Origin of the sequence: Nonomuraea sp. NPDC049709 (assembly GCF_040674815.1) — a bacterium.
GTDB lineage: Bacteria > Actinomycetota > Actinomycetes > Streptosporangiales > Streptosporangiaceae > Nonomuraea.
Map to the genome: position 1 here is coordinate 110,786 of NZ_JBFANM010000032.1, position 22,417 is coordinate 133,202.

Here is a 22,417-nt window from a genome sequence, read left to right on the forward strand (position 1 = left end):
GGGGACCTTTGACAGGTCAGCCACCCATACACATACTGAAACCACATAATAGTGAACAAAAGTTCGCAGAGCGAACACGTCTCGAACGGAGCGTCGTGCGGAGAGACAAGGTGGTCGCCACGCCCGCGGAGGCGCTGGCCGGCGTGCGTGACGGCGCGTCGTTCGCCGTCGGCGGCTTCGGCCTCAGCGGCATCCCCAACGTGCTGATCCAGGCCCTCTACGACACCGGCGTGAGCGGCATCGGCGTCGTGTCGAACAACTGCGGAGTGGACGGCGGCGGCCTGGGCATCCTGCTCGCGGCCGGCCGCATCGCCCGCGTGACCGCCTCCTACATCGGCGACAACAAGGAGTTCGCCCGGCAGTACCTCGCCGGCGAGCTGGAGGTCGAGCTCACCCCGCAGGGCAGCCTGGCCGAGCGGCTGCGCGCGGGCGGCAGCGGCATCCCCGCCTTCTACACCCCCGCCGGGGTGGGCACGCCCGTGGCCGACGGCGGCCTGCCGCTGCGCCACAACCCCGACGGCTCGATAGCGCTGGCCTCGCCGCCGAAGGAGGTCCGGGAGTTCGACGGCCGCCCGTACGTGCTCGAACACGGCATCCGTACGGACTTCGCGCTGGTACGCGCGGCCAGGGGCGACCGCTACGGCAACCTGGTCTTCCGCAGGTCCTCCAGGAACTTCAACCCGCTGGCCGCCATGGCCGGGCGCATCACGGTCGCCGAGGTCGAGGAGCTGACCGAGCTCGATCCCGACGAGGTGCACCTGCCCGGCGTGTTCGTGCAGCGCGTCCTCGTGCTCACCTCCGAGCAGGCGGCCGACAAATCCATCGAGAAGCGCACGGTCACCGTGCCTCCGGAGCAAGGGACGGCCGCCGAATGAGCTGGACCCGTGACGAGATGGTCGCGCGGGCGGCAGCCGAGCTGCGCGACGGCGACTACGTCAACCTGGGCATCGGCCTGCCCACCCGCATCCCCTCCTTCCTGCCGCCGGGCGTGGACGTGATCCTGCACTCGGAGAACGGCGTCCTCGGCGTCGGCCCCTACCCCCGGCCCGATGACGTCGACCCCGACCTGATCAACGCCGGCAAGGAGACCGTCACCGTGCTCCCGGGGGCGTCGTTCTTCGACTCCTCGCTGTCGTTCGGCATGATCCGCGGCGGTCACATCGACGTGGCCGTGCTGGGCGCGATGCAGGTCTCGGCCCGCGGCGACCTGGCCAACTGGATGGTCCCCGGCAAGCTGGTCAAGGGCATGGGCGGGGCCATGGACCTGGTGCACGGCGCCCGCAGGGTGATCGTGATCATGGATCACAACGCGAGGGACGGCTCGCCGAAGGTCGTCAAGGAGTGCTCGCTGCCGCTGACGGGGCAGGGGTGCGTGCATCGGATCGTCACCGACCTCGGGGTCCTCGACGTCACCGAGCAGGGGCTCACGCTCGTGGAACGCGCGCCGGGGGTGAGCGTGGAAGAGCTGCGCGACCGTACAGACGCGGAGGTCCTCGCATGAGGGACGGCATGAGGGACGGCATGGAGAACGAGCTGGGGGACGCGGCATGAAGCACGTCTACATCGTCGACGCCGTACGCACCCCGTTCGGCCGCTACGGCGGCGCGCTCTCCGGGATCCGCCCGGACGACCTGGCCGCGCACGTCGTCTCGGCGCTGGCCGAGCGCAACGGGCTCGACAGCGCCGACGAGGTCGTCCTCGGCAACGCCAACGGCGCCGGCGAGGAGAACCGCAACGTCGCCCGCATGGCCGCGATCCTGGCCGGGCTGCCGGTGACCACGCCCGGCGTGACCGTGAACCGGCTGTGCGGCTCCGGCATGGAGGCCGTCATCCAGGCCTACCGGACGATCGCGCTCGGCGACGCCTCCACGGTCATCGCGGGCGGCGTCGAGTCGATGACCCGCGCGCCGTGGGTGCTGCCCAAGCCGGAGAAGGCGTTCCCGGCGGGCGGCCAGGAGCTGGTCTCCACGACGCTCGGCTGGCGGCTGGTCAACCCCGCGATGCCCGCGGAGCACACCGTCGCGCTCGGCGAGGGCGCCGAGCTGATCGCCGACAAGCACCGGATCGGCCGGGCCGAGCAGGACGCGTTCGCGCTGGCCAGCCACCAGAAGGCGGCCAAGGCGTCGTTCGAGCGGGAGATCGTGCCCATCGCCGGGGTCACCCGCGACGAGGGCATCCGCCACGACACCTCCCTGGAGGCGCTGGCCAAGCTCAAGCCCGTCTTCCGCAAGGACGGCGGCACCGTCACCGCGGGCAACTCCTCCCCGCTGAACGACGGCGCCGCGGCGCTGCTCCTGACCGACGAGGCGGGGCTGCGCGGCCGCGAGCCCCTCGCCAGGATCGTGGCCGGCGGCGTCAGCGCCCTGGAGCCGCGCTACTTCGGGCTCGGCCCGGTCGAGGCCGCGGGCCGGGCGCTGGCCAAGGCGGGCAAGCGGTTCGGCGACCTGGCGACCGCCGAGCTGAACGAGGCGTTCGCGGCGCAGGTGCTGGGCTGCCTGGCCGAGCTGCCCGACCTCGACCCCGCGATCGTCAACCCCGACGGCGGCGCCATCGCGATCGGTCATCCCCTCGGTGCCTCCGGCGCCCGCGTCACCGGCACCGTGGCCCACCGGCTGGCCGCCGCCGGGTCGGGCGTCGGTCTCGCCAGTCTCTGCATCGGCGTGGGCCAGGGGCTGGCCGTCGTACTCGAAAGGTAGCGCAATGTCCGAACCCCTCACGCAGGCCGACATCGACCGCGAGATCGCCGAGCTCAGCGCGGCCCGCGCGGGCGAGCCGGCCGACCACCCCGCCCGTGACTACGCCCCCTACCGCAGCACCCTCCTCCGCCACCCCCGGCAGCCGCTGGTCCCGATCAAGGACCCCCAGGCGTCCGAGCTGTCCGGGCCGGTGTTCGGCGTCACCGACGTGACGCAGCTGGACAACGACCTCACCAAGCAGCACCTGGGCGAGCCGCTCGGCGAGCGGATCACCGTACGCGGGCGCGTCCTCGACCGCGACGGGCGGCCCGTGCGCAACCAGCTCGTGGAGGTCTGGCAGGCCAACGCCTCCGGACGCTACCTGCACCAGCGCGACGACCACCCGGCGCCGCTCGACCCCAACTTCTCCGGCGTGGGCCGCTGCCTGACCGACGACGACGGCAACTACCTCTTCACCACGATCAAGCCCGGCCCCTATCCCTGGCGCAACCACGTCAACGCCTGGCGGCCGGCGCACATCCACTTCTCGCTGTTCGGCACCGCGTTCACCCAGCGCCTGGTGACCCAGATGTACTTCCCCGGGGACCCGCTGTTCCCGTACGACCCGATCCTGCAGTCGGTCACCGACGAACGCGCCCGGCAGCGGCTGGTCGCCACCTACGCGCACGACCTGTCCGTGCCGGAGTGGTCGCTCGGCTACCGGTGGGACATCGTGCTCGACGGCCCCGCCGCGACCTGGATGGAGGAAGGCCGATGAACCCCACCCCCTCGCAGACGGTCGGGCCCTTCTACGGCTACGCGCTGCCGTTCCCCGGGGGCGGCGACGTCGCGCTCGGCGGGATCGTCGTGCACGGCCGCGTCTATGACGGGGCCGGCGATCCGGTGCCCGACGCGCTGCTGGAGTTCTGGCAGGCCGACGAGCAGGGCGACCTGCGCGGCGCGCCCGGCTCGCTGCGCCGCGACCCGACGAACGGGGCCGTCCTCGGGCGGCACGGCGTCGACTTCACCGGCTTCGGCCGCATCGGCACCGACCTCGACGGGCACTGGACGCTGCGTACCGTGGTGCCGGGCAACGGGTACATCAGCGTGTGCGTGTTCGCCCGGGGGTTGCTGCACCACCTGTACACGCGGATCTACCTCGGGCAGGACGCCTTCCTGGACTCGCTGCCGCCGGAGCGGCGCCGGACGCTGGTGGCGGTGGCGGAACGGGAAGGGGTCTACCGCTTCGACATCCACCTGCAGGGCGATAAGGAGACGGTCTTCCTTGACTTCGGCTGACCCGGCCCCCTCGCACCACCCACCGCCGGCCGGCGCGGGGGCCGATCTCGGGCTGCTGTCTCCCATGCGGGGAGCGGCCGAGGCCACCGGAGACGCCGCCGTGCTCCAGGCCATGCTGGACGCCGAGGCCGCGCTGGCCCGCGCGCAGGCGGCCCTCGGCCTGGTCCCGGCCGAGGCGGCCGGGGCGGTGTCGGCGGCCGCCCGCGTCGAGGCGTTTGACCTGCCCGACCTGGTGGAGCGGGCCCGCTCGGGCGGGAACCCGGTCATCCCGCTCGTGGAGGACCTCCGCGAGGCCGCCGCGCCGTACGGGGAGCACGTCCACCGGGGCGCGACCAGCCAGGACATCGTCGACACCGCCCTCATGCTCGTCGCCCACCGCACGCTGGGCCCCGTGCTGGCCGACGTCGCCCGGCTGGTCGACGGGCTCACGAGGCTGGCCGCCGAGCACAGGGACACCCCGATGGCCGCCAGGACGCTCACGCAGCAGGCCGTGCCCACCACGTTCGGGCTCAAGGCAGCGGGCTGGCGCAAGCTCGCCACCGACGCCCGCGACCGCCTCACCGCCGCCCGCCGGTCCCTCCCGGCCCAGCTCGGCGGCGCCGCCGGCACCCTGGCCGCCTTCCGGCCCGCCGCCGGCGCATCGGGTCCGCGCGCCGAGGTGGCGCTGCGGCTGCCGGGGCGGTTCGCGGCCGAGCTGGGGCTGGCCGAGCCCGGCCTGCCCTGGCACGTGCTGCGCACGCCGGTCGCCGACCTGGCCGGGGCGCTGGCGTTCACCGCCGGGGCGCTGGGCAAGCTCGCGGCCGACGTGCTGGTCCTGTCGCGTACGGAGATCGGCGAGGTGTCGGAGGGCGTCGGCGGCGGCTCGTCGTCCATGCCGCACAAGCACAACCCGGTCCGGGCCACGATGATCGCCGCCGCCGCCCGCCAGGTGCCCCAGCTCGCCGCGACCCTGTACGCGTCCCTCGCCGCCGAGGACGAGCGCCCCTCCGGCGCCTGGCACGCCGAATGGCAGCCGCTGCGTGCGGCGCTGCGCCTGGTGGCGGGCGCGGCCCGGGACGCCGCCGAGCTGGTCGCCGACCTACGGGTGCACCCCGACCGCATGCGCGCCAACCTGACCATCCCGGGAGACCCCTCCCCGGCCCCCGCCCTCGTGGACCGCGCCCTGGCCACCCGGACGGCCCAGGCGCCCGACGGGGAAGCCACCCGGCCGGACCGGACACCCGCCGGTGAGATCACCCACGACCGAGACAAGGCACCACGCTGATGCTGCACTACCGGCTCGACGGCCCCGAGCAGGGGCAGCCGCTCGTCCTGGCCCCCTCTTTGGGCACCTCGACCCGCCTGTGGGAGCCGCAGCTCCCGGCCCTGGCGCGCACCTTCAGGGTGCTCAGGTTCGACCTGCCGGGGCACGGCGGCTCGAAGACGCTCCAGGCGGGCACCATGGAGGACCTGGCCAAGCTGGTCCTGGACGTGGCCGCCGCCGAGGGCATGGAGAGCTTCCACTACGCGGGCGTCTCCATCGGCGGCGCGATCGGCGCCACGCTGGCGGCCCGCCACCCGGGACGGCTCCGGTCCCTGGCCATGATCTGCTCCAGCGCCCGCTTCGGCGAGCCCGGGACCTGGCGGGAGCGGGCCGAGCTGGTCCGGGCCGAGGGCACCGCGCCGCTGCTGGCGGCCACCGCGCGCCGCTGGTTCGCCGGGCCGCCCGACCAGGCGCTGCTGGACGACCTGCGCGACGCCGACCCCGCCGGCTACGCGGCCTGCTGCGACGCGCTGTCGGGCTACGACCTGCGCGGCGAGCTGGCGGACATCACCGTGCCGACCCTGGTCGTGGCCGGCCGCGAGGACCCGGCGACGCCCCCGCCGCACGCCAGGGAGCTGGCCGACGGCATCCCGGGCGCCATGCTGGTGGAGATCCCGGGCGCCGCCCACCTGGCGACCGCCGACCAGCCGGCCCGCGTCACGCAGGCGCTGCTCGCGTACCTGCCCGCCGTCCCCGGCATGCAGGTACGGCGGGAGGTGCTCGGCGACGCCCACGTGGACCGCGCCGTGGCCCGTACCACCGGCTTCACCAGGGACTTCCAGGACCTCATCACCCGCTACGCGTGGGGCGAGATCTGGACCCGCCCCGGCCTGGACCGCCGCACCCGCAGCTGCGTCACGCTCACCGCGCTCGTCGCCCGGGGGCACCTCGACGAGCTGGCCATGCACGTACGCGCCGCCCTGCGCAACGGGCTCACCCCCGACGAGATCGGCGAGGTGCTGCTGCAGAGCGCCATCTACTGCGGGGTCCCGGCGGCCAACGCCGCCTTCGCCGTCGCCCAGCGCGTGCTGGCCGAACCGGAGGTTCCCGGGGAGTAGCACAGCACGCGGGCCAGCCTATGATGGGCCAATGACCTCGCCCCCTGCCGCCGCCGAACGCCAGCGGGACGCCGACCGCACGAAGGCGGAGATCCTCGAGGTCGCGCAGCGCGAGTTCGCCCGCTACGGCTACGCCGGGGCCCGCGTCGACGAGATCGCCGCACGCATGCGCACCACCAAGCGCATGATCTACTACTACTTCGGCAGCAAGGAGCGGCTCTACATCGCCGTGCTGGAGAAGGCGTACGCGGAGGTGCGGGCGGCCGAGCGCACGGTGGACGTCGAGCACCTGGCGCCGGTCGAGGCGATCCGCACGCTGGCCGAGCTGACGTTCGACCACCACGACGCGCACCGCGACTTCATCCAGCTCGTCGCGATCGAGAACATCCACCAGGCCGAGCACATCCGCAAGTCGGAGGTCCTGGCCGGGCTCGGCACACCCGTGCTCGACCTCATCGAGCGCATCATGGACGCGGGGCAGGCGTCGGGCGACTTCGTCACCGAGGCCGACGCCATCGACGTGCACATGCTGATCAGCTCGTTCTGCTTCTTCCGGGTGGCCAACCAGCACACGTTCGGCGCGCTGTTCGGACGCGACATGACCGCCCCCGAGCACCGGGACCGGCAGCGGCGGATGGTCGGCGAGATGATCGTCGCCTACCTGTGCGGCCAGGGCGCCCGCCCCTGAGCCGCCCCCTCACGGTCGCGTCAGACGCCTGCCGAGCCGCTGGGCCGGCGACTCGATCAGGTGGTAGGTCAGGATGCTGAGCGGGATCAGGGCGAGAAGGAACGTCGCCAGGTCGGGGAGCACGTACAGCAGGATCGGGTGCAGCAGATAGAGGGAGAAGCTGATCACCCCGAGATATGACAGCCAGCGGGGGAAGGCCCGGCGGCGCAGCGCGCACGCCCCCGCGAAGACGCCGAACGCCAGCACGATCGCCGGCGCCCAGGCCGGATCGTCCTTGGCGAAGATCCCGCAGCCCAGCACCGCCGCCACCGCGGCCCCGGCGGCCCGCCAGGAGATCGCCCCCTGCTCGGCCCGGTGCACCGCCGTCCCCGCGAACATCGTCGCCAGGATGATCACCCCCTGCCAGGTCCCGCCCCGGCTGCCCAGGACCACCAGCGCCAGCCCCAGCAGGCCGCCCGCGAGCGCGGCCACCGTACGCGTCTTGCCGCGTCCCAGCGCGGTCACCGCGACGGCCGCGACGACCGCGAGGCCGAGCAGTACGGCGGCGAGGTCGGCCCGGCCGCCGATCACCGCCTTCGGCAGCAGCAGCCCCAGGGGCACGGCCGACAGCGCCAGGGCGACGGCGACCCCCGCCGACCTGTGCGCCTGCCGCACCGAGAACAGCGCGACGCACAGCAGGTAGAACGCCATCTCGTACGAGAGCGTCCACGTCACGCTGATCACGGCGGGCAGGTTGAGCAGTTCCTGCAACATCGTCACGTTGCCGAGCGCCACCACGGGCCACGGGCGCTCGGCGAGCCCCGGCGGTAACGGCAGCACGCCCGCGTACGCGAGGAGGAGCGCCAGGCCGCAGGCGGCCAGCAGCAGCGGCAGGAGGCGGAAGGCCCGGCCGGCCCAGAAGGCGCGCAGGTCGCCGCGCCGCTCCAGGGACGCGGGGATGATGTACCCGCTGACCAGGAAGAACACGAACACGCCCCACGTGCCCAGGTCGATCCGGCGATCCACCTCCGCCCAGACGCCTGGGAGGAACGTCCAGCCGGCGTGGTGCATGGTGACGGCCAGCGCTGCCGGTCCCCGCAGGGCGTCCAGCCAGGCCAGCCGGGCGGGGGCCAGGAACATCTGCCGCAGTTTATGCCATGTGTGACATATGCGATCTGGGCCGGTCAGGGCTACAGGCGGTGGCAGCGGGGTCAGGGGAGTGCGGTGGCGACGCGTACGTCGTCGAAGTCGACGGCCGCGCGGCCCGTCACGAGCTGTACGAAGCCGGGCCCGCCGATCGGGTCCGGGTCGGTGACGGTGACGCGGGGCGCCGCCTCCCCGCCGACGAACGCGCGGAGCTCGGCCCCGCGCAGCTCCACGCGGAGCTTCGTGGGACCCGTGACCGCCGGTCCCGAGCCCGTCGCGATGACGCCGGTGCCCGCGCGGAAGACGTCCACCGAGCCGTTGGGCCGGAGGTACACCAGGTACCCGGACTGCGTGTAGGCGTCGCCGGGTTCGGCCGTGCGCACCTGCACACCGCCGAAGGCGGTCGGGGTCGCGAGCGTGCGGAAGCCGATCACGGTCTCCACCCAGCCGTCGGCGATCCTCAGGTCGTCGACGACCGACTTCCAGCCCGTACGCGTCGTGTCCTGCTGGCGGTACACACCGTCGGCGACCGACCAGGTCCCGTCGACGGCACTCCACGCCTCTGACGTCGCCGCCGCCGAGGAGAAGCCGTCGCGGAACACCACCCCCTCGGCGTCCGGCACGATCTCCACCTCGAAGGCGTCCATCTCGATCGTCCCGCCGGTGCGCAGCGTCTCCGCGGCGACCCGGCACGTACCCGGCAGCGTCGTCTCCCCGACGGTGACCTTCACCTCGCCCGGGCCCGAGGCGGTGGCCGCGCCGGTGAGGCACGGGCCCGAGACCGTCACCGAGCCGATGCGCCGCCCCGAGATCCGTACCGCGAGCTCCTGCCCCGCCACGGCGCTCGCCGCGGCCGGCCGGACGGTGACGAGATCGCGCCCCACGTCGGAGCGGGTCGCGGCGGCGAGCAGTCGGACGGCGTCGCGGCGGCTCAGCACGTCCGCGCGGGTGAGCGCCGCCACGGTCCTGGCGACGTGGGCCACGAAGGCGCCGTGACCCTCCCACTGCTCGCCGGCGCGCAGGCGGTCGGCGACCGTGCAGCCGGTCCCGTCGTCGGCGTTGGCCACACCGGTGTCCAGGCCCCCGACGCGGACGGTGCCCCGCTCGTCGGAGCCCGGGCACGCGTCGTCCACCACCCGCACGTCGTACGCGAGCTCGCCCGCCGCCTCGAGATCGAGGACCCGCAGGGTACGGCTCCCGCCCGCCACCGGGAACGCCGACGACCACAACGTCGCCGCCGCGGCCCCGGTCCAGCGGATCTCCACACTGCGCCCGCCCCGGTTGACGACCACGCCCGAGACGTCCGGGCCGCCGGAGACGTTGCCGGCCGCCACCGCATCCCCGCCGATCCAGCGGACCGTGTCGTCCTTGCCCACCACGAGCGGGATCCGCTCGAAGAACTCGCCCGAGGTCGCCTGGACGCGTACCCGGAGCCGGTCGCCCAGGGTCACGGACTTGCGCACCGGGCTGCCGGGGGCGGCGTAGCGGATCTCCAGCCGGTCGAGGTCGCCCACCGTCGCGGGGTCGACGGGGGAGCCGTCGCGGTAGAACTCGGGGACCGGCTCGTCATAGGCGTCGAAACGCAGGCCGTCCGCCGCCGTCCAGCCGGTGCCCCACGACAGCTCCGCCTCCACCGGCCGGGTGCGCGGGGCGCCGATCTGGGGCGCGTTCTGGCCCTGGACGACGACGCCGAGCTTCGGGTCGTACAGGTAGCTGAGGCCGAAGCGCTGGTTGTCCCAGAAGCCGTACTGGGTGTCGACGTGCTTGCCGAAGCCCAGGCCGACCACGTAGGAGGGGCGCTTGGCGAAGACGAACCGCTGGCCGGTGGCCTCGTCCGCGCGGTACTCGGTGTACGGGGCGCCCGCGTACGGGCGGAGCGTGCCGACGGCCGCCTGGCGTTCGGCCGCGGTCGGGTAGAACTCCTGGCCCAGCGCGACGTCACGGATGATCGACGGGTCGAGGTAGGCCCACGTCGGGGCGATGAGCGGCGCGACCGAGGACTGCCACCCCGCCGCGGCGAACGCCTCCCGCCGCCGCTGCGTCTCCTCCCGGGTGGCCGAGTACGCGCGGGCCTGCGGGATGACCGAGCCCCAGAGGTTGTTGGAGCCGATCGGCAACTCGTCCGCGTAGTTCCAGCCGCGGTGCCGGGAGTCGATCGCCGTGTTGATGAAGTAGCCGTCGAGCCCTCGGTCGTAGAGCAGGTTGTATTGGGCCCAGTCCAGGTAGCGGGCCTGCATCCGGTCGATCGTGGGCCGGGTCGCGGGATCGGCCCAGCCGGCCAGGTCCTCCGACTCCACCTCGATGCTGTAGCGGTGGGCCACCGTGCCGTCGCGGAAGAAGCCCGCCGTACCCTGCGAGATCCGCTCGTGGTCGGCGAGGCGCTGCTCGAACCTCGTGCGCAACGCGGGGTCGCCGAGGCGGCCGAGCAGGCGGGAGATGCCGACCAGCCCGCCGGCGACCTGGTTGGCGAACTGCGCGCCGCGCGGCCCCCAGACCTCCTCGTCCTCCAGGAACCACCTGGCCGCCGACCTCATGGAGCCGGTCAGGGCGGTGATCAGGGCCGGATCGACCGTGCCGTCGGCGTCCAGGAACTCCAGCATGATCGCGTACAGTTCGAGCGCGAAACCCGTGGCGGCCCGCGAGTGCACGTCCCCGCCGCCCTGGGGGAAGGAGCCGTCGGGGTTCTGGGTGCCGAGCATGAACTGCAGCGCCGCCTCCAGCCGCCCGCGCAAGGCCGCGTCCCGGTGGTACGGGTTCCAGGGGCGGTCGGCGGTGTAGAAGTAGGCGAGCGTGAGGACGTTCTCCATGACCCGCGCGTCGCTCGGGCCCTGCCCCGTGCGCCAGCAGCCGCAGGTGATGAAGCCGTAGTTCGTGGCGCTGTCGTCGTTGACGCTGTTGGCCAGGCGGGCCAGGTTGCCGAGGTAGGGAGCGATCTGCTGCTCCAGGCCGGTGAAGTCGGCGAGGTCGATCGTGGCCGGGTCGAGGGCGGCGACCTCGGGCAGCGGACCGGCCACGACCGTCGGCACCCGCCCCGGCTGCGGGTCCTGCGCCGCTGCGGCTGTGGCCGGGACAGCGGGAGTCAACGCCAGCGTCGCGGTGACGGCCACCGAGGCGATCCGGCGGCCGGCGTGTCGTTGCGATCTCATGATCGGAATGCCTCCAGGGGCAGGGAGTGGGGACCGGCCGCACCAAGATCGTGAATCGATTCACGGTGGGCGCGACTGTAGTGACGCCGCCGCACCCATGTCAACAACGTGTTTCGCCCATCCGCCGCCCGCCGCTCTGCCCCGGCGCGGCGACGGGACCTGACAGTGCCGCGCCCCGCCGCCCGTACCCGGCGGCACCTCCGCCGCGCACGCCGCGCCAATGTGCTGCGTCAGCCCTGCGGACCCGTCCGGTCCTCCTGGCTGTCGCACGCGTCCTTGCATCAGCCCCGACCGCATCCGCGTCCGGCCAACCGGGCGCAACGGTGCTGGGCGGGGGTGGCCCGCCGCGCGGAGGCAGGGCGTCGATCCGCCGCGCGGGAGCAGGGCGGCGAGCGGCAGACAGCAGGAGAACGCGGCCCTGCGGTCAGACTGACTGGCGCAAGGGCACGCCGGGGCGGGTCGGTGCGAGGCGCGCGGGGCCGGGCGGGAAGGGGGCCGGGCGGGGAGGGGGCCCGGCGGGGGGTGGGGGTCGGGCCGAGGGGGTTATGGGTGGACGGAGGGTGGTGGGGTGGGCAGGGAGGAGGAGCGGATGACGAGCTCGGGCTCGAAGCGGCCCTTCGTGTCCTCCTCGCGCTCGATCCCGAGCAGGATCCGCACCGCGCTGGCCCCCAGCGCCGCCGACGGGTGCCGGATCGTCGTGAGCGGTACGATCGCGAAATCCGCGAACTCTATGTCGTCGTACCCCACCAGCGACAGGTCCTCCGGCACCCGGATCCCGCCCACGATCAGCCCGTGCAGCAGCCCCAGCGCCAGCAGGTCGTTGCCCGCGACGATCCCGTCGGGGAACGTGGCGGCCGAGCGGCGCAGCAGCGTGCGGGCGACCGCCTCCCCGACCTTCGCCGTCTGGACCTGGATGCGGATGATCTCCAGCGAGGCCGGCTCCGCTGCCTCCGCGATCGCCCGCTTGACCCCGGCCAGCCGCAGGTCGACGTGGGGATGGGCGCCGCCGACGAAGATCAGGCGGCGCCGCCCCTGGGCGAGCAGGTGTGCGGCCGCGAGGTGGCCGCCGCGCTCGTTGTCGCCGGAGATGGCCGGATAGCTGTGCGGGCCGGGGGCGACGCCGACCAGGACGAACGGCGTGCCCCGGCTCCTGAGCCCCAGCAACTCCGGCGGGACGTCGCCGACCGGGGCCGCGAGGATGCCGCTGACCTGCTGCGACTCGAAGAAGTTGAGGTAGGCGCGCTCGCGCGCCGGGTCCTCGTCGCTGTTGGCGACCAGGATGAACCGGCCGTGCGCGGCCGCCTCGGCCTCCGCGCCCGCCGCGAGCTCGGCGTAGACGGGGTTGCTCATGCTGGAGATGAGCAACCCGAGCGCGAGGCTGTGGCCGACCCGCAGCCGCCGCGCCGCGTCGTTGCCCACGTAGCCGAGCTCGTCGGCCGCCGCGAGGACGCGCCTGCGTAGATCGGGGGAGACGCGGTTCGGCTGGGTGTAGGTGTAGGAGACCGTCGCCCGCGAGACCCCCGCCAGCGCCGCGACGTCGCCGACCGTGGCGGCGGAACCCTCGGCCCTCGGCTGGTTCGGCACCGGTCCAGTGGTCATCGGGCTCCTCACTGACGTGTCCACCGTGTGTCGGCCGGGTGTCGCCCGTCAGCCTAGCGCACGCGTGAATGGATTCACGCAGCCCGCCGCCGAGGGCGTACGGCCATTGACGCGAGGTCCGGCGGACCCGTAATCTGCCCGAAACGCCGTGAATCGATTCACGACCTTCACGGCCCGGCTGCGATCAGCCCGCCTCTCTCGTCCAGGCGATACAGGACGCGATCATCGGTCACCCCCGAGAGGAGTCACACGTGGCCTTGCCGCATGCGACGACGAAACCGCCCGACGTGCGCGAGCCCGCCGCCGCGCGCACGCCTCCCGGCCCGTCCGGCAGGTCCCGTCGAGGGACAGGGGTACGCGCCCCGTGGTGGTTCGTGGTGCCGGCGATCTCGATCTACCTCTTCATCGTCGTCGTGCCCAGCGCCAACGGCGCGTTGTACTCCTTCACCGACTGGAACGGCCTGCGCCCCGACTGGTCCTTCGTCGGCCTGGACAACTTCGCCGCCGTCTTCTCCGACCGGGCGGCCCGCGCCGCGCTGCTCAACACCGTGGTGCTGGCGGCGGTGGCCATGGTGGTGCAGAACGTCGTAGGCCTGCTGCTGGCCCTGGGCGTGAACAGCCTGGTCAAGAGCCGCTACGTGCTCCGGGTGATCTTCTTCGCGCCGGTGGTGCTGACGCCGCTGGTGGCCGGGTACGTGTGGAGCTTCCTGCTGTCGCCCAACGGCGCGATCAACGACGTCCTGCGCACCGTGGGCCTGGGCGGGCTGGCGCGCGACTGGCTCGGCGACCCCGACACCGCGCTGTACGCGATCGTGCTGGAGATCGTCTGGCAGTTCGCCGGCTACTCCATGGTGATCTACCTGGCGGGCTTGCAGGCGATCCCCGGCGAGGTGCTGGAGGCGGCCACGATCGACGGGGCCGGGGCGTGGAGCAAGTTCCGCCACGTCGTGCTGCCGCTGCTCAACGGCGCGGTCGTGATCAACGTGATGCTCTGCCTGATCGGCGGGCTCAAGCAGTTCGACCAGGTCATGGCCATGACCGGGGGCGGGCCCGGCACGGCGACCGAGACGATCTCGACCGCGATCTACAAGAGCGCGTTCTCGCTGGGCGACTTCCCGTTCTCGATCGCGCTGGCCGTGGTCATGACCGTGGTGATCGCGGTGCTGGCGGCCGTCCAGTTCCGACTGACGCAGCGAAAGGTGTCCTGATGCAGGCGCGATACACCTGGCGGACGCTGGTGCGCGAGGCCGGTCTCATCCTGGCCGCGCTCGCGTTCCTCGTACCGCTCGTCGGTCTGCTCAACGTGTCGCTGAAGCCGCAGGACAGCCAGACCGGCGCGCTGGCCCTGGAGTTCCCGCCCACGCTCGACAACTACGCCGACGCCTGGAACCAGGCCGGCCTCGGCGCGGCGCTGGCCAACAGCTTCGCCATCACCGCCGTCAGCGTCGTCCTGATCATCGCCCTCGCCGCGATGGCCGCCTACCCGCTGGCCCGCGTGACCCGCGGGTGGTCGCGGTACACGTTCTCCTTCGTCGTCGGCGGCCTGCTCGTCCCCGGCCAGCTCGCGCTGCTCCCGCTGTACGCGACCATGCGCGACTTCGGCCTGCTCGGCTCGCTCTGGTCGGTGATCCTGATCAACGTCGGGCAGCAGATCCCGTTCTCCGTCTTCCTCTACACCATGTTCCTGCGCGAGCTGCCGCTCGACTACGAGGAGGCCGCGCTGCTCGACGGGTGCGGGCCGCTGCGGTCGTTCGTGAGCGTGGTGTTCCCGCTGCTGCGCCCGGTCACCGGCACCGTGGTGATCCTCAACGCGGTCGGCATCTGGAACGAGTTCTTCACCCCGCTCCTCTACCTGGGCGGCAGCGACAACACCACGGCCCCGGTGGCGATCTACGGCTTCGTCAGCCAGTACGTGTCGCAGTGGCCGCTCATCTTCGCCGGCCTGGTGATCAGCGTGATCCCGATCCTGGTCGTCTACTTCGCCCTGCAGAAGCACATCATCAAGGGCTTCGCCGGCGGTCTCAAAGGCTAGTGCCCACCCCCCGACCCTCGATTTCGGAGTGCCACATGAAGCACATCAGAACGTTCGCATCAGCCTGCTGCCTGGCCGCCGCGGCCTCGGCCTGCTCCACTTCGGGCGGCGGCACCACCAGCGCCTCCTCCTCGGACAAGGTGCTGACGCTGGCCGCCGCCGGGCAGGGTCCGGCGAAGGCCGCGGTGGAGGCGTTCCAGAAGGCCAACCCCGGGGTCACGGTGCGGACGTCGTTCACCGAGGACGACGCCTCGTACCAGCAGCAGCTGCGCACCCAGCTCTCCTCCGGGACGGCGCCCGACGTGTTCCGCATGTGGCCGGGCGGCGGCAACACCATGGCCGTCCGCGACCTGGCCGCCGACGGCATGCTGCTGGACCTGTCCGGCGAGAGCTGGGCCGGCGGCCTGAGCGCCGACCTCAAGTCCGTCACCAGCGACCCGGCCGGCAAGGTCGTGGCGGTGCCCGTGACGATCGGCGCCATCGGGGCCGTGTGGAACGACCAGGCCCTGGCCAAGAGCGGGCTGGCCAAGCCCCGGACCTGGCCGGAGGTGCTGGCGTTCTGCAAGGAGGCCAAGGCCAAGGACGTGGTGCCGTTCGCGCTCGGCCTGAAGTCCGCCTGGGTGACCCAGCTCGTCCCGTACGCGCTGACCTCCTCCCTCGTCTACGGCCCGAACCCCGGTTTCACGCAGCAGCAGAAGGACGGCAAGGCCACCTTCGCCGGCTCGGAGTGGAAGCAGGCGATGGACAAGTACCTGCAGATGCGCGACTCGGGCTGCTTCAACGACAGCCCCAACGGCGTCGGCTACGACGAGCAGATGCAACTGCTCGGCCAGGGCAAGGCGCTGGGCGTCGTGCACGTGCTGTCGGCCGTGCAGTCGGCCGTCGAGTACGCCCCCGAGGGCACCACGTTCTCCATGACGCCGTTCCCCGCCACCGACAACTCCGCGGACACGTACGTGCCGGTGTCGGTCGGCATCGTGTACGGCGTCAACGCCAACGCCAAGAACCCCGCGCTGGCCGGGAAGTTCATGGAGTTCCTGGCCTCGCCCGAGGGCCAGGCCCTGTACGCGACCGAGTCCGGCAGCAGCCCCGCCCTGCCGAGCCCCTCCTTCAAGGCCGACGCGCTGCAGCAGCCGGTGCTGGACGCGGTAAAGGCGGGCAGGTCCACGCTCTACCCGGACCAGGGCTGGCCCGGCCCCAAGGTGCAGCAGGAGCACCTGACCTCGGTGCAGGAGCTGTTCAACGGCACGGTGGACGTCCCGACGCTGCTGGGCCGCATGGACAAGGCGTTCGGTGAAGCCAAGTGACCATGGAAGCCTGCCTGTGGATCACGCCCAAGATCTTCGACGACCTCGGCGACCCCGCGCCCGGGGTGGAGGCTTTCTTCGACCACCACGCGGACTGGCTGGTCGACCGCCCGGTCACCGTGGTCTTCTGCGCGGGCAACGGTGACCACGTGCTGAACTACGCCGGCCGCCACGCCTGGGACGACCGCTTCGACTGGGCCCGCTACAACTGCTTCGCGCTCGCCCCCGGCGGGCCCGCCGCCGGTGCGCGGGTGCACAACCGGGACTGGCTGGCCCGGGTGCGTGACGGCGGGGAGCGCTCGGCCAACCCGTACTCCGCCGGGCCGATGTTCGTCCTGTCCGAGCAGCCGATGGACTACCGGCGGCTGGCCGGGATCTACGCGGCCGTGCGCGCGGAGGCGGGTCGGCGCGGACTGGAGGTGCGGCTGCTGGAGTACCTGGAGCCGGGCCCGGAGTTCTGCCGCAGCGAGTGGAAGACGGCCCGGCACCCGGAGGTGGCCGCGGGCACCGCCGACGCCGGCGGGCACGTGGTGCCGGGCGTGATCGACGTGACGGCCCCGCTCGCGGCCGACCCGCGCCCGTACGCCGCCTTCCCGGCCGGCATCCGGGCCGGGCTGCCGGCGGGAGACTTCGTCGCCGCCCAGACGGCCGCGTTCACCGCCGACTTCGGGCTGGACGGGATCATGCTGGGCAACCAGTTCGGCCTGGTCGGGTTCTGGCACCCGGACAACGCCCCGCCGCTCACCCCCGAGCGGTCGGCCGGCATCGAGCGGTTCTTCCTGCGGCTGCGCGCGGCCATGGGCGACGGCCTGGTCTACTGGATGGACACCTACTGGCGGGCGGAGGTGGAGCGGTCGGCCTGGGGCATGACCGACGCCGCCTACCACGCGCTCGACGCGATCCTGGTCAGCACGTTCGCCGTGCTCGTCGAGCGGACGGAGATCGTGCCCAACCTGCTGAGCAAGGCCGCCCTGGGCGGGCCGCGGCCGCTGCTCGGGCTGGACTTCGTCGATCCCTGGTACTGGTACCGGACCTACCTCGACGACCGGCGTACCTACCTCTACCAGCGGGAGGTGCTGGCCGCGCACGCCGGGTCCGTGGCCGGCGTCTCCTTCTTCGCCAACGACACCTTCGGCCACTTCGTCCCGGAACCGGAGCTGGCGCTCACCCTGGAGGTCGTCAAGAACGCCGGCTGAGCCGACAAGGGCGCGCCCTCAGAGGGGCGAGGTCTGAAGCACCTCCGGCAGGCCCGCCATCGCCTTCCGGTGGTCGTCGGCCGTCCGGCGCCCCTCGGCGAACGCCGCCTCGAACGCCGCCGCACCGAGCCGCTCCCGCAGTGCCTCGACCAGGCCGTGGCTCTCCGGGGCCGAGGGGGCGAGCCGCTCGGCGGCGCCCAGCAACGCCGCGGCCCGCCCGAAGTGGCCGCCCGCCCCGTCCCCGGGTGCCGTCAGGCGGCGGAGGCCCGCCTCGTGATCCGATGCCGCGAGCAGGCGCAGGCCCGTCTCGTGGTCCGATGCCGCGAGCAGGCGGAGGCCGGTCGCGGTGATGCGGACGTCCCCGAGATCGGCGGCGATGCGGGTGCCCTCGGTCAGGTGCCGGCGGGCGCTCTCGTGCTCGCCGCCCGAGGCCGCCGCACGGCCCAGGCCCAGGAGGCAGCGGGCCGCGCACCGTAGGTCGCCGATCCGCCGGAACTCCGGCAGGAGGGCCGCGAAGCGGGCGAACGGGTGGTTCCCGAGATGCTGGTCGAAGGTGGCGAGGTAGACCTCGGCGTGCAGCCGCTCGTGGTCGTTGCCGCCGGCCCGGGCCAGCCGCGCGGCCTCGGCCAGCCAGCCGGGTACGTCGTCGAGGTGGATGCGCTCCTCGATCGCCCGGACGGCCATCTGGTTGAGGCAGTTGGCCCGCTTGACGTGGTCGCCGAGCCGGCCGAACAGGTCGGCGGCCTGCGCGAGCCGGGCCAGGGTGGCCGGCACGTCCGAGGCGTAGACGTGGGCGGACAGCGCCAGGGCGCGATGCCAGCCATCGCCCAGCCGCTCGAAGATCCCGGCCGCCTCGGTCGCGTGCCCCAGCGCGGCGGCGCTGCGCTCGCCGTACCTCAAGGTCCAGCCGAGGGCCAGCAGCGCGAGCGCCCGGTCGTGCTCGGCGTCGCTTCCGGCCGTCGCGTGGGCCGGTGTGCGGTCGTGCTCGGCGTCGCTTCCGGCCGTCGCGTGGGCCGGTGTGCGGTCGTGCCCGGCGTCTCTCCCGGCCATCCCGTGGGCCAGTGCGGCGAACTCCCGCGCTCGTTCCGTGTCCTGGTAGCAGAGCACGACGGCGCAGGTGATCGCGGCCCGGAAGCCCAGCGCGCCCTCCGGCAGCGGACGCCGGAGCAACTCGTCCAGCCAGTCGAACAGCTCGCCGCTGCAGCCGACGACCTCCCACGCCGTACCGATGCCGGCGATGAACTCCCAGGCGGCGGTGGTGTCGTCCCGGTCGAGGGCCCAGCGCAGGGCCGCCGTCAGGTCGGCCGAGCGGCGGTTGAGCCACCGCAGCGCGACGGCCTGGTCCCGGCCGCGAAGGTCGGGCACCGTGGAGACGGCGTGCCGCAGGTGGTGGCGGGCGTGGTGCTCATGTGCCGTCCCGGCGCCGCCACGTGCGGCCAGCCGCCGGTGCGCGAACTGGCGGACGCTCTCCAGCAGGCGGTATTCGGTGCTCTCGTCCCGGCGGTGGACGGAGACCAGCGACCGGTCCAGCAGGCGCGAGAAGGTCCGGACCAGGTCGGCGTACTCCAGCGGCGGGTACGCGACGACCCGGGCGGCCGTGTCGTAATCGAAGTCACCGGGGAACACCGAGCAGCGTTCGAGCAGCAGCCGCTCCTCCTCGCTCAGCAGCTCGTAGCTCCAGGCGAGGGCCTCTTCCAGGGTGCGGTGGCGGCTCGGGGAGCCGTGCGCGCCATCGGTGAGGAGGGCGAACCGGTCGTGCAGCCGGGCCAGCAGCTCGGCGGGCGTGAAGAACCGTACCCGGGCGGCGGCCAGCTCGATCGCCAGCGGCAGGCCGTCCAGGCGGCGGCAGATGGTCGCGACCTGCCGGGCGTTGCCCGGGGTGATCGCGAACCCCGGGGAGGCGGCCGCGGCGCGGTCGGCGAACAGCCGGCCGGAGCCGGACTCCAGCACGGCGTCCGGCCCGTCGATCTCGGCGGGCAGGGGCAGCGGCGGGATCTCGTAGACGACCTCCCCCGTGAGGTGCAGCGCTCCGTGGCTGGTGGCCAGCACGTGCAGGTGGTCGGTGGTGGCCAGCAACTCGGCGAGCAGCGCCGCCGCGGTGGCGGTCACGTGCTCGCAGTTGTCCACGATGAGCCAGTGCCCGCCCCCGGCGAGGGTCTCGCGGATCAGGCGGCGAAGCCGATGCTCCTGCCCGACGATCCCCAGCGCGTCGGCGAACGCCCGCTCCACCGCGCCACCGGCGCTCACGGGCGCGAGGTCGAGCAGGGTGGCGGGCGGCAGCGCGGTCACCGAGTGCGCCAGGTGCAGGGCCAGCCGGGTCTTCCCGGTGCCGGCGGGGCCGGTCAGCGTCACCATCCGGTACGCCCCGAGCAACCCCCGCAGCTCGTCCAGCTCCCTGACCCGGCCCACGAACGACGACAGCGGCGTGGGCAGCACCCTCCTGGACTCGTGGCCGGAGCGGAGCCGGGCCGCGGCCGCCACCAGGGCCAGCCGGTTGGTGCCGCCGAGCTTGCGCAGCAGCGACGACACGTGGCTCTCCACGGTCCGCTCCGACAGTCGCAGCCTGGCGGCGATCTCCTGGTTCTGCAGGCGGTCGCCCACGAGCCACAGGACCTCCGACTCGCGCGGTGTCACGCCGGCGGCGTGCAGATCGGGTAAGGCGTCCGAACCCATATCTCGGAGTATGCGGGTACGGAGCGGATTTCCGTACTGAGCACGGATGTGGGCCCGCGGGGCGCCGGGGTGGAATGACGGCCTGACGTGAACGACGACGAGGAGAGACCATGGCAGGCAAGGCCGTCATCAGCTTGACCACCGGATTGGAGGACCCCGAGCGGGTCACGGTGGCCCTCCTGGTCGCCGTCGGCGCGGCCGAGCAGGGCCGGCCGACGCTGATGTTCCTCACCAAGGAGGCGAGCCGGCTGGCGCTGGACGCGGTCGCCACCGGCGTCGCCTGCGACGGCTGCCCGCCGCTGGCCGACCTGATGGCGCGGTACGCCAAGGCGGGCGGGACGTTCCTGGTCTGCCCCATCTGCTTCGACGCCCGCGGTCTCGACCAGAGCCGGCTGATCGAGGGCGCCGAGCTGGGCGGCACCGTACCCATGTGGCAGTGGATCGGCGACGACGGCGCCACCACCTTCAGCTACTGAGCGCCGTCATGACCGGATTCCTCGAGCCCGCGGAGCTCACCCCGCAGGTACGCCGCCTCTTCGACGACGACCTGGCCGGCACCGGCTACGTCATGAACCTCACCAGGCTGTGGGCCCATGATCCCGCCGCCATGGAAGGGCTGTTCACCCTGCTGGGGCACGCCGCCGAGTCGGGCGGCCTCGACCTGCGCACGCGTGGAGTCCTGGTGGCGGCCTGCGCCTCCGCCATGGGCGACTCGTACTGCTCACTGGCCTGGGGGAGCCGGCTGGCCGAAGCGGCCGGCGCGCGGACGGCCGCCGGGGTGCTGCGGGGGGACGACGAGGGGCTGACCCCGGGCGAGCGGGCGATGGCGGGCTGGGCGCGGAAGGTGGCGCGCGACCCCAACGGGACCGGCCCGGCGGACGTCCAGGAGCTGCGCGACGCCGGCCTGCCGGACGGGCAGATCTTCGCGATCACGCTGTTCGTCGCGTTGCGCGTGGCGTTCTCGACCGTCAACGACGCGCTCGGCGGCCATCCGGACGCCGAGCTCCGCACCACCGCCCCGCCCCCTGTCCTCGCCGCCGTCACCTACGGTCGCCCCATCGCATCCCGGACCCCCGCCACGGCCGGCGAACCGTAGGCCCGCCGGCCATACGATCGGGGCATGCTGCATGGCCGGGAACGGGAATGCGGGATCCTCGCGCGGCTGCTCGACGGCGCTCGCGACCGGCGCAGCGGCGTCCTGGTCGTCCGCGGCGAGGCGGGCATCGGCAAGTCCTCGCTGCTCGACTTCGCGGCCGAGCGGGCGGCGGGCCTGCGGGTGCTGCGGGGCGGCGGGGTCGAGTCGGAGTCGGAGCTCCCGTACGCGGCGGCGCACCAGCTGCTGCGGCCCGTGGCCGACCGGCTCGCGGCCATCCCCGCCGGGCAGGCGGCCGCGCTGCGGGGCGCGTTCGGGCTGGGTGAGCCGGTCGAGGGGGACCGGTTCCTGGTCTCGATCGCGGTGCTCGGCCTGCTGTCCGAGGTGGCCGAGGAGGGGCCGCTGTTGTGCCTGGTCGACGACGCCCAGTGGCTCGACGGGGCCTCCGCGGGCGCGCTGGCGTTCGTGGCGCGGCGGCTGGAGGCCGAGGGGGTCGTGCTGCTGTTCGCCGTACGCGACGAGGAACCGGGTCCCCGGCACCGCGCCGTACGCGACGAGGAACCGGGCGCCTCCCGGCACCTGGCCGGGCTGCCCGAGTTGCGCCTGCGCGGGCTGGAGCCGGAGGCGGCGCGGGCGCTGCTGGCCGAGCGTACGGCGGTCGCGCTCGCGCCCGAGGTGGCCGGGACGCTGGTGGCCAGCACCGCCGGCAACCCGCTCGCCCTGCTCGAACTGCCCGGCTCGCTGTCGGCCGAGCAACTCGCCGGCCTCCGCCCGCTGCCCGAGCGGCTGCCCGTCGGCGAGGTGGTCGAGCAGGTCTTCCTCGACCGGGTGCGGCGGCTGACGGCCCCGGCGCAGACCCTGCTGCTGGTCGCCGCCGCCGAGGAGAGCGGCGACGTCGGCCTCGTGCTCCGGGCGGCGCAGACGCTGGAGGTGCCGCCGGAGGCGCTCGACGAGGCGGAGACGGCCGGTCTCGTCCGCGTCGAGGGCGGCGTCATGTCCTTCCGACACCCCCTCGTACGCTCGGCCGTCTACCGGGGCGCGACGTTCCTGCGGCGCGGCGCGGTGGAGCGGGCCCTGGCCGCGGCGCTGCCGGACGAGGACGCCGACCGGCGGGCCTGGCACCTGGCGGCCGCCGCGACCGCCCCGGACGAGGCGGCGGCCGTCGAGCTGGAGAGGTCCGCCGAGCGGGCCACCCGGCGCGGCGGCCACCCCCCCGCCCCGGG

Annotated in this window: 19 protein-coding genes; 15 read left to right on the plus strand and 4 right to left on the minus strand. The window is 73.6% G+C overall.

Going from position 1 to position 22,417, the window contains the following annotated elements; all coding sequences use genetic code 11:
* The first annotated feature begins 95 nt into the window (after positions 1-95).
* Genes AB0J69_RS30205 through AB0J69_RS30240 form a run of 8 tightly spaced genes read left to right on the plus strand, consistent with a single transcriptional unit; the run spans position 96 to position 7,023 of the window.
* Positions 96-875 carry a CoA transferase subunit A gene (locus AB0J69_RS30205; RefSeq protein ID WP_364123830.1) on the plus strand — a complete coding sequence of 260 codons (780 nt, stop codon included), beginning with the start codon at positions 96-98 and terminating at the stop codon, positions 873-875.
* Positions 872-1,501, plus strand: a complete 630-nt coding sequence (locus AB0J69_RS30210; protein ID WP_364123832.1) for a CoA transferase subunit B — start codon at positions 872-874, stop codon at positions 1,499-1,501. The genes AB0J69_RS30205 and AB0J69_RS30210 overlap by 4 nt, the downstream gene beginning before the upstream one ends.
* 46 nt (positions 1,502-1,547) lie before the next feature.
* The gene (locus tag AB0J69_RS30215) at positions 1,548-2,696 is read left to right on the plus strand and encodes a thiolase family protein (RefSeq protein ID WP_364123834.1); all 1,149 of its coding nucleotides are present in this window, start codon (positions 1,548-1,550) and stop codon (positions 2,694-2,696) included.
* A gap of 4 nt (positions 2,697-2,700) precedes the next feature.
* Positions 2,701-3,453: a protocatechuate 3,4-dioxygenase subunit beta gene (pcaH, locus tag AB0J69_RS30220; RefSeq protein ID WP_364123836.1), complete on the plus strand. Its 753-nt coding sequence runs from the start codon at positions 2,701-2,703 to the stop codon at positions 3,451-3,453.
* Positions 3,450-3,974 carry a protocatechuate 3,4-dioxygenase subunit alpha gene (pcaG, locus tag AB0J69_RS30225; protein WP_364123838.1) on the plus strand — a complete coding sequence of 175 codons (525 nt, stop codon included), beginning with the start codon at positions 3,450-3,452 and terminating at the stop codon, positions 3,972-3,974. Before pcaH ends, pcaG begins: the two co-directional genes overlap by 4 nt.
* Positions 3,961-5,238, plus strand: coding sequence for a 3-carboxy-cis,cis-muconate cycloisomerase (pcaB, locus tag AB0J69_RS30230; protein ID WP_364123840.1), 1,278 nt, complete (start codon positions 3,961-3,963; stop codon positions 5,236-5,238). The genes pcaG and pcaB overlap by 14 nt, the downstream gene beginning before the upstream one ends.
* Complete coding sequence (gene pcaC, locus AB0J69_RS30235; RefSeq protein ID WP_364123842.1) at positions 5,238-6,335, plus strand: 4-carboxymuconolactone decarboxylase; 1,098 nt, start codon at positions 5,238-5,240, stop codon at positions 6,333-6,335. Before pcaB ends, pcaC begins: the two co-directional genes overlap by 1 nt.
* A 31-nt stretch (positions 6,336-6,366) precedes the next feature.
* On the plus strand, positions 6,367-7,023 hold the full coding sequence (locus tag AB0J69_RS30240) for a TetR/AcrR family transcriptional regulator (RefSeq protein ID WP_364123844.1): 657 nt from the start codon (positions 6,367-6,369) through the stop codon (positions 7,021-7,023).
* 9 nt (positions 7,024-7,032) lie between these two features.
* Here AB0J69_RS30240 and AB0J69_RS30245 read toward each other — a convergent pair whose 3' ends face one another.
* From AB0J69_RS30245 to AB0J69_RS30255, 3 genes are all read right to left on the minus strand, one after another.
* A complete protein-coding gene (locus AB0J69_RS30245) occupies positions 7,033-8,142 on the minus strand; it encodes an acyltransferase (RefSeq protein WP_364123846.1) in 1,110 nt (369 codons plus the stop codon).
* A gap of 71 nt (positions 8,143-8,213) precedes the next feature.
* The gene (locus AB0J69_RS30250; protein ID WP_364123848.1) at positions 8,214-11,294 is read right to left on the minus strand and encodes a hypothetical protein; all 3,081 of its coding nucleotides are present in this window, start codon (positions 11,292-11,294) and stop codon (positions 8,214-8,216) included.
* 543 nt (positions 11,295-11,837) lie between these two features.
* On the minus strand, positions 11,838-12,893 hold the full coding sequence (locus tag AB0J69_RS30255; protein WP_364123850.1) for a LacI family DNA-binding transcriptional regulator: 1,056 nt from the start codon (positions 12,891-12,893) through the stop codon (positions 11,838-11,840).
* Between the two features lie 251 nt (positions 12,894-13,144).
* Between AB0J69_RS30255 and AB0J69_RS30260 the strand changes: the two genes are divergently transcribed.
* Genes AB0J69_RS30260 through AB0J69_RS30275 form a run of 4 tightly spaced genes read left to right on the plus strand, consistent with a single transcriptional unit; the run spans position 13,145 to position 17,428 of the window.
* On the plus strand, positions 13,145-14,101 hold the full coding sequence (locus AB0J69_RS30260) for a sugar ABC transporter permease (protein ID WP_364123852.1): 957 nt from the start codon (positions 13,145-13,147) through the stop codon (positions 14,099-14,101).
* Entirely contained in the window at positions 14,101-14,925 is an 825-nt protein-coding gene (locus AB0J69_RS30265) for a carbohydrate ABC transporter permease (RefSeq protein ID WP_364123854.1), read from the plus strand. Before AB0J69_RS30260 ends, AB0J69_RS30265 begins: the two co-directional genes overlap by 1 nt.
* 35 nt (positions 14,926-14,960) lie before the next feature.
* Positions 14,961-16,232, plus strand: a complete 1,272-nt coding sequence (locus tag AB0J69_RS30270) for an extracellular solute-binding protein (protein ID WP_364123856.1) — start codon at positions 14,961-14,963, stop codon at positions 16,230-16,232.
* The gene (locus AB0J69_RS30275; protein WP_364123858.1) at positions 16,229-17,428 is read left to right on the plus strand and encodes a hypothetical protein; all 1,200 of its coding nucleotides are present in this window, start codon (positions 16,229-16,231) and stop codon (positions 17,426-17,428) included. The genes AB0J69_RS30270 and AB0J69_RS30275 overlap by 4 nt, the downstream gene beginning before the upstream one ends.
* Before the next feature lie 18 nt (positions 17,429-17,446).
* On the opposite strand, the gene AB0J69_RS30280 is transcribed toward AB0J69_RS30275, so the two are convergent.
* Complete coding sequence (locus AB0J69_RS30280) at positions 17,447-20,101, minus strand: LuxR C-terminal-related transcriptional regulator (protein WP_364123860.1); 2,655 nt, start codon at positions 20,099-20,101, stop codon at positions 17,447-17,449.
* 110 nt (positions 20,102-20,211) lie between these two features.
* Between AB0J69_RS30280 and AB0J69_RS30285 the strand changes: the two genes are divergently transcribed.
* From AB0J69_RS30285 to AB0J69_RS30295, 3 genes are all read left to right on the plus strand, one after another.
* Positions 20,212-20,577, plus strand: a complete 366-nt coding sequence (locus AB0J69_RS30285) for a DsrE family protein (RefSeq protein ID WP_364123862.1) — start codon at positions 20,212-20,214, stop codon at positions 20,575-20,577.
* An 8-nt stretch (positions 20,578-20,585) separates the two neighbouring features.
* A complete protein-coding gene (locus AB0J69_RS30290; RefSeq protein ID WP_364123864.1) occupies positions 20,586-21,197 on the plus strand; it encodes a hypothetical protein in 612 nt (203 codons plus the stop codon).
* Positions 21,198-21,221: 24 nt separating this feature from the next.
* Positions 21,222-22,417, plus strand: a 1,196-nt coding sequence (locus AB0J69_RS30295) for an AAA family ATPase (protein WP_364123866.1), incomplete at its 3' end; no start/stop codon positions are given.